The sequence below is a fragment of the Vibrio sp. E150_011 genome (assembly GCF_053544015.1).
The window spans coordinates 62,294-69,241 of sequence record NZ_JBHFOL010000020.1 but is presented as its reverse complement, the minus strand read 5'-3'; the positions used below and the strand labels follow the sequence as shown (position 1 = coordinate 69,241).

Below are 6,948 nucleotides of genomic sequence, written 5' to 3'. Positions count from 1 at the left end.
CTGGAGGGGTTCCCGAGTGGCCAAAGGGATCAGACTGTAAATCTGACGGCTCTGCCTTCGATGGTTCGAATCCATCTCCCTCCACCATATAGAAAAAAAACCGACTCATTGAGTCGGTTTTTTTTCGTCTGAATATTAATCATGGCCCATTGTGCATTCCATCAACCATGGCTCACATTAACCATCGCACACATTAGCGGCTTCATTCTTTACCAGAACAGCAACGCTTCCATCCAATAACAATTTTTTATTTGTCGTGTTAATTACCGCAGTATTTTTCGGTATTCAATGACATCAATATCCACATGGTTAATATGAGCGTAGGCGCTTATTTTTTTGGTCGGGTGAAAACCATTTCGTTCCAAGACTTTTCTTGAGCCTATATTCAAGGTGGCCGCATGCGCTCTCACCTCAATGATTGAGCTATTTTCAACCAACAACGTCAACAACTTTTTTAATGCGGTAAACGCAATGCCTTGCTTAATATAGCAGTACCCGATCCGATAGCCGATTTCTGCAACCGTCGGCGTGCACTCTTTCACATTGACATTTATTCGCCCGCAAATCTCACCATTCGCTGTTTTTATTAACATCGGGTACATCAGGCCAGCTCGATGATAAAGCAAGAACTCCTGAACCTGCTCACGGACCCCTTTGATTGAATAGAACGCCTCATCACGAGGAGGAACATGTTGTTCAAACCAGGTTTGATTTTCAGTTTCAAACGCTAGTAATGAGGCGCAATCATCAATATGAATTAACGCAATCTGCACGCTTTCCATAAAGGACCTCCAAATAACGTTCTGATCAATATAGATAATTGTGGATTTAGTCGACGCAAGTAATCAAGAAAATATCGGTAAAGCCTAGAAGACTTCGTTCACGTGGAAGTAGAAGGTTCCACCATGTTCACCATAGCCAATATCCGCGCGCACATTCACTGTGTCTTTGATTTTTAGCCGAAAGCCCGTGCCTGCGCTGGCTAGTGTGTTGTCCCACAGTCCAGAGACATCATCGGATACGGTACCCGCCGCGCCCCAAAAGACAACACCGACTCGCCAATAAACGGGCAAGCGATATTCAACCTGCCCCATCATCATTTGGTTATCTCGATAACGCCCTAAAATATAACCGCGCATCGCATCTGCTCCCCCTAAATCTGGAAGTTGATTCCAAGGCACTTCTCCAGAAGTTAGGTTTGCCTGCACCTGCCATGCAAGTAAACCAGGCATTGGTGCGAGCGCATAATATTGTGAGGCTTTTAATGAGTACTTACCAAAGCTTTCTGAGTTCGTTGCGTCTTGGTAGTAACCGATATCTGCTTGCAGTAACGTCCCTCTCGACGCGTTAGTTACATTATCACGGGTGTCGTACACGTTGGAGATAAAAACGCCGTAGCTCGTGTTGTCGGTGAGCTCCGCAGCCAAATAATCGTTGGCCTGATTCTCAAACTCTTTTTCATGTGGGCTTACCGATTTGATATTACCGCCTAGACCAAGGAAATAATCCCCTTTTACACGAGTTAACCACGTGGGCTTGATATCAACGACACGCTCTTTAAAATCAACCTTATTGTCGTCTTGCTGACCATTCTCATAACCTTGACCATAATAAACAGCCGCATCATCAAACACTTTTATATCGGTAAATACACGGTTGCTGCCCGAATTATAAAAATGTTTATTGCTAAGAGTGATGCCCAATGAGCCATTACTTGATGCGTATGGATTAATCACCATCGAAGAAGGTTGTCCAGCGCCTTCATCAAGCTCACCGTATAACCCGACGTACAGCATTCCCAATCCCAAGCCTTGTTCCGGCGTATAGAAAACCGCAGGGATATAGCTCGAATTTACGCCTTTGTCAGCCTCGTAGTCTTGCTCAGCACCAAACACACTCAGTACGTCATCCAGCGCATCGGTTGTGGCGTTTGACGTCGTTTCAAATAGGGGTACCACAGGTTCTTTCGCATGTATTGAGGTAGCCGAGAGAAGTGAAACGGAGAGCATAAGTGAAAGACTAAAAGATGTAAGTCGCATTGAGTATTCATATACCGAAAAAATGAGTGGCCGGATTATAGAATAAAACTTATATGGGGTTGTGACATTATTGAATTAAATTGTAAAAAAACCGCAACTCAAAGGCTGCGGTTTTTGATAGGGCATGACAAGGTTAGTCTTGAATACCAACCATTAGCCTTGAATGCCAACAATTAACCATGGTGCATTCGGCTGAGTCAGATCGCGCTCTAAGTGCCAGATATCTTCGATATCTTCTTCTACGCCATCAGCTGTATCGCGGTAACGACCTGAGAATTGTAGGCTCAACTGTGCCTTACTCGCATCATGATCAGCACGAACCACTTCAACATCGACATACATCACATCGGTGTGTTGCTCACCTTCCAATTTTGCACGCTCAGATATCAAATCTTGCAGCAAACTAGCAGAGACGTACTCTTCAATCGTATGTAGCTCATTGTGATTCCATGCGCCTTGAAGGATACGATAATGCTCGCGAGCACCATTCAAAAATGCGACGGAATCAAACCCTGGTGGGTAGTTGTGTGGAACATCACTATGACCCGCTGCGCCAAAACCGCCGCCGGTTGCTGCGCCTTGAGGTTGCTCAAAGCTCTGGAAATTCTGTTGTTGCTGTTGTTGCTGTGGCTTTTCAAACGGGTTGCGTGTGTTGTTTCCACCAAATGCAGGCTGCTGCCCCTGCTGGTTCATACTACCCTGCTTTGCGCCAAGCACACCTCTCATGAGTCTAAAGATGACGAAGGCAATTAGGCCCATAATTAAGATATCCATAAACTGGATACCTTCAAAAGCACCACCAAAGAATGCTGCGAGTAGTCCACCGGCAAGTAAACCGCCCATCAGACCACCCATCAAGCCTTTTTTGCTGCCAGCTTTGTTTTGATCTTGTCTTACCGTGTTGGTATTTTGCTGTTGTTGTCTTGGCGCAGGCGCCGTCTTAAAGCTTTTACCAAACGATTTACCGCCACCGAATTTTTTAGCTTCCGCGACAGGATTCACCGTTACCGCAAGTACGAGTAACGCGATGAAAGAGAATAAACGTTTCATTCTGTGCCTTTTTTTATTGTTACGTAAAATCGTAGACTCTACGGTAGGGAATACGATGGTTAGTGAATCATATACTGAGCTTAGCACTAAAGGAAAGCTTCATATCAACTGACTTGTTTCAGGATATTGCTCGTTTGTTGCAATCATTGTCAGCATTCTTCGCCTTATTACCCTATATCGTCGTATCTTAGGTCTCATCAGTTGACGCTGATACTGTGCCACTCTAAAATAGTGAACTGTGTTCAATTGACCTACCACAATCATGGCCCGTAGAAACGATCATACAAGAGAAGAGCTTATCCAGCTAACGCTTAGCACGGTTAAGGACTACCTCAGCGAAAATTCACATCACACGCTTAGTTTGCGTAAAATCGCAACACTAATTGGCTATGTGCCAAGTACGTTGGTCAATGTGTTTGGTAGCTACAATGTATTGCTACTTCGCGCTGTTGCAGAAACTCTGGACGATTTATCCCTAGAAGCAAAACAGGTCGTAGAAGGCGCTCAAGGGCCAGAAGATGCCCTTTACGCACTCGCCGCTTGTTACCATGATTTTGCCAAACGCTCACCTTATCGCTGGCAGCTAATCTTTGAACATAATATGAATGGCGCTAGGCTCCCTCAGTGGCAATCACAGCGAATCGATGGCATGACTGGCATGCTTGAAGGCCTACTATCCGTCCACCGACCGGATAAATCACACTCTGAAGTACTGCAAGCCAGCCGAGTTTTATGGGCAGGGGTGCACGGCATTACTTTATTGAGTGTCGATGACAAATTTTTCTCTGCAGAGCCTATCGATGGCAATGAGTTGATTCGAGACCTCATCTCGAAATACCTACAAAGCTGGTAACACCACAAGGAACGGCAATGCCACATTCGAAATCAAGCTCTCTGTTAACACAAAGACGCTTTCTACCTTATTTTATTACTCAATTTTTTGGTGCATTTAACGACAACATTTTTAAGAATGTTCTGTTGCTGTTTGTCGCATTCGCTGGGCCTCAAGTCTTACCTATATCGAGCAATCTATTTATTAATTTGGCGGCCGGCCTATTCATTCTGCCTTTTTTCTTATTCTCAGCCTCCGCTGGCGTATTAGCGGATAAATACGAAAAATCCGCATTTATTCAAAAAGTTAAGCTGCTAGAAATTGCCATTATGTGTTTAGGCGCTATTGGCTTCGTTACTGAGAGCTACGGGATCTTGCTGTTCTTGCTATTTTTAATGGGCACTCAGTCCTCTCTTTTTGGTCCCGTCAAATACGCGTTGCTGCCACAGCAATTAAAACCAGAAGAGCTATTGTCTGGTAATGCACTGGTTGAGACCGGTACATTTATTGCCATTTTGGTGGGTACCATTGGCGCGGGCCTCATTGCCTCAGCAGAACATTCTCATTATATTGCGGCAGTGAGCGTTATTGTATTTGCCATCGCTGGTTATCTATCGAGTCGACAAATCCCGAAAGCCCCAGCCAGCGCACCTAATATTAAATTTCGCTGGCAGCCTATCAAACACACCAAAGAAACGCTTAAAATCGCGCATCAAGATCGTGTGGTGTTTCAATGCATCGTCGCGATTAGTTGGTTCTGGTTCTTAGGGGCGACGTATTTAACGCAGTTTCCTAACTTCACTAAAATCCATTTAATGGGCAATGAAGCCGCCGTTTCTTTCTTACTCGCGCTCTTTTCTGTTGGTATTGCGTTGGGCTCCATGCTCTGTGACCGATTATCAAAAAATCGAATCGATATTGGTATCGTGCCGGTTGGTAGTTTAGGTATTACTATTTTTGGTGTGTTAATGGCGCTTTCTGTGCCAAGCAATCTACCGCAATTTGAGAGTTTTGGTGCCTTTATCTCGTACTCAGCGCTATGGCCAGTGTTTGGCTTTTTATTGTTACTCGGCATTTCCGGTGGCTTATTTATTGTGCCGCTTTATGCCTTAATGCAGCAACAAGCGAAAGAAACCGAACGTGCCCGCGTGATTGCTGCACTCAATATTTATAACTCACTCTTCATGGTAGGCAGTGCTGTTCTTGGCATTGTGACATTAACCGTGCTAGACCTGACGATCGTCCAGTTATTTGTCGTGCTCGCACTATTAAACTTCATGATGACGGTCCACCTATTTCGACAAGCACCCATCCTCGTCGTCTGCTTCTTGGTACGAATGCTCACTGCCGTGATGTATCGCGTCTCATTAAAAAACCTTCACCATATTCCCAAAGAAGGAGGCGCTTTAGTTGTGTGTAATCACGTCAGCTATATGGATGCCGTCGTCGTCACCGCGGCCTGCCCTCGCCCGATGCGCTTTGTTATGGAAGAAGAGTACGCGAATTTCAAACCTGCGCGTGGTTTTTTCAAGGGGTTGAAAGTCATTCCAATTTCAGCGACTAAGCAAGGTTCAATCCGCAGAGCTTTTGGTGAAATAGAGCAAGCATTACAGCAAGGTGAAGTGGTTTGTATCTTCCCTGAGGGTCGTCTCACCTCCGATGGTGAGATGAACGAATTCATGCGCGGCGTTAACCTTATTCTGAAGCGTTCATCAGCCCCGGTTATTCCTATGGCACTGAAGGGCCTTTGGGGCAGTTACTTCAGTCGCCATAAAGGACGAGCTTGCAAAGGCGTACCTAGTCGCTTTAGAGCACAGCTAGAAGTGGAAGCTGGCGAGCCAGTGGAACCTAAGATGGCTAGCAGTCAGGTAATGTTTGACAAGGTTTGCAACTTGAGAGGCGAATATCGCTAAGTGATTTTTGTTCAATTTTATTGAACGTAAGTTCATTAATTTTAGATTTTTCCTGTCAAAATTTAAGGATATGATGGCGAATGCCTTTTTCGCCATCATATTAATTTACGGTTACCCATGCTGACCCTGCTTCGTACTTCGCCACTATTTTTTATTGCACTTCTTGCTTGTCTCACGCCTTGGATATCATCACCTATTGCGTTGATATTGGGTTTTTTGTTGACCACATTCAGCTTAGTCCCTCAGTCATTGCCACTGGCCAAATTCACTAAAAAACTCCTCGCCTATTCTATCGTCGGGCTAGGGTTTGGTATTCATTTAGACCAAGCGATCGCCGCCACCAGCAACGGGATTGGGATCATCATTGCCACTATATTTGGCACATTGATTATCGGTTGGTTTCTTGCAAAACGAATGGGAGTCGACAAGCAAACTGGCTATTTGATTGCCTCTGGCACCGCGATTTGCGGTGGCAGCGCCATTGCGGCGGTAGCGCCAGCTATCAATGCCGATGATGAAAAAATCGGTATCGCGTTAGCCACCGTTTTTGTTCTCAATTCTGTCGCATTGTTTGTGTTTCCCGTCATCGGCCACGCGCTGCAACTTGATCAGCATACCTTTGGTACATGGGCCGCTATTGCCATACATGATACATCGTCCGTTGTCGGTGCGGCTTCAGCCTACGGTGAGGAAGCGCTCACAACAGCCACCACACTAAAGCTGGCTCGAGCATTATGGATTGTGCCAGTTGCGTTAATCAGTGCCGCTATCTTTAGCAACAAACAAAACAAAATCACGATCCCCTATTTTATCGTTTTCTACTGTGCCGCGATTGTAGTGAGTGATTACTTACCGCAGTTTGAGTTTGTCTATCACAGTATTTTTTCCATCTCGAAGCAGCTACTCGTTGTTTGTTTGTTTTTGATTGGTTGTAGCATCTCAGTCGACAAGCTCAAGAAGGCAGGCAGTCGCCCTATGATGTTTGGCGTCACGCTGTGGTTGTTGATATCAACCATTTCTCTGGGTTGGCTGATGAGTGGAATAGTCTAACGATTTGTAATACAACCCAGCTCACAAATTAACATTTCAACGATGGTTCGCGCGGATATTCGTG

The 6,948-nt window shown here is 45.2% G+C and carries 6 protein-coding genes and 1 tRNA gene; 4 read left to right on the top strand and 3 right to left on the bottom strand.

Going from position 1 to position 6,948, the window contains the following annotated elements; translation table 11 throughout:
• Positions 1–2 precede the first annotated feature (2 nt).
• Positions 3–87, top strand: a tRNA-Tyr gene (locus ACE1OE_RS21415).
• A 176-nt stretch (positions 88–263) separates the two neighbouring features.
• Here ACE1OE_RS21415 and ACE1OE_RS21410 read toward each other — a convergent pair.
• The 3 genes from ACE1OE_RS21410 to ACE1OE_RS21400 all read right to left on the bottom strand — a co-directional run bounded on the left by ACE1OE_RS21410 (position 264) and on the right by ACE1OE_RS21400 (position 3,089).
• A complete protein-coding gene (locus tag ACE1OE_RS21410; protein WP_449212218.1) occupies positions 264–782 on the bottom strand; it encodes a GNAT family N-acetyltransferase in 519 nt (172 codons plus the stop codon).
• Positions 783–866: 84 nt separating this feature from the next.
• Positions 867–2,039 (bottom strand): BamA/TamA family outer membrane protein, encoded by a 1,173-nt coding sequence (locus ACE1OE_RS21405; protein WP_449212217.1) that lies wholly within the window; start codon positions 2,037–2,039, stop codon positions 867–869.
• Positions 2,040–2,192: 153 nt separating this feature from the next.
• The gene (locus ACE1OE_RS21400) at positions 2,193–3,089 is read right to left on the bottom strand and encodes a Tim44 domain-containing protein (protein WP_102470975.1); all 897 of its coding nucleotides are present in this window, start codon (positions 3,087–3,089) and stop codon (positions 2,193–2,195) included.
• Positions 3,090–3,351: 262 nt separating this feature from the next.
• On the opposite strand from ACE1OE_RS21400, the gene ACE1OE_RS21395 reads away from it, so the two are divergent.
• The 3 genes from ACE1OE_RS21395 to ACE1OE_RS21385 all read left to right on the top strand — a co-directional run bounded on the left by ACE1OE_RS21395 (position 3,352) and on the right by ACE1OE_RS21385 (position 6,884).
• Positions 3,352–3,942 (top strand): TetR/AcrR family transcriptional regulator, encoded by a 591-nt coding sequence (locus ACE1OE_RS21395; protein WP_102470976.1) that lies wholly within the window; start codon positions 3,352–3,354, stop codon positions 3,940–3,942.
• A 17-nt stretch (positions 3,943–3,959) separates the two neighbouring features.
• A complete protein-coding gene (locus tag ACE1OE_RS21390; protein WP_372060005.1) occupies positions 3,960–5,834 on the top strand; it encodes an MFS transporter in 1,875 nt (624 codons plus the stop codon).
• 117 nt (positions 5,835–5,951) lie between these two features.
• Positions 5,952–6,884, top strand: a complete 933-nt coding sequence (locus ACE1OE_RS21385) for a YeiH family protein (RefSeq protein WP_449212216.1) — start codon at positions 5,952–5,954, stop codon at positions 6,882–6,884.
• The last annotated feature ends 64 nt before the right edge of the window (positions 6,885–6,948 follow it).

Coding starts and splice junctions, on each gene's coding strand:
- ACE1OE_RS21410 (WP_449212218.1), bottom strand. CDS start 782: ATGGAAAGCGTGCAGATTGCGTTAATTCATATTGATGATTGCGCCTCA.
- ACE1OE_RS21405 (WP_449212217.1), bottom strand. CDS start 2,039: ATGCGACTTACATCTTTTAGTCTTTCACTTATGCTCTCCGTTTCACTT.
- ACE1OE_RS21400 (WP_102470975.1), bottom strand. CDS start 3,089: ATGAAACGTTTATTCTCTTTCATCGCGTTACTCGTACTTGCGGTAACG.
- ACE1OE_RS21395 (WP_102470976.1), top strand. CDS start 3,352: ATGGCCCGTAGAAACGATCATACAAGAGAAGAGCTTATCCAGCTAACG.
- ACE1OE_RS21390 (WP_372060005.1), top strand. CDS start 3,960: ATGCCACATTCGAAATCAAGCTCTCTGTTAACACAAAGACGCTTTCTA.
- ACE1OE_RS21385 (WP_449212216.1), top strand. CDS start 5,952: ATGCTGACCCTGCTTCGTACTTCGCCACTATTTTTTATTGCACTTCTT.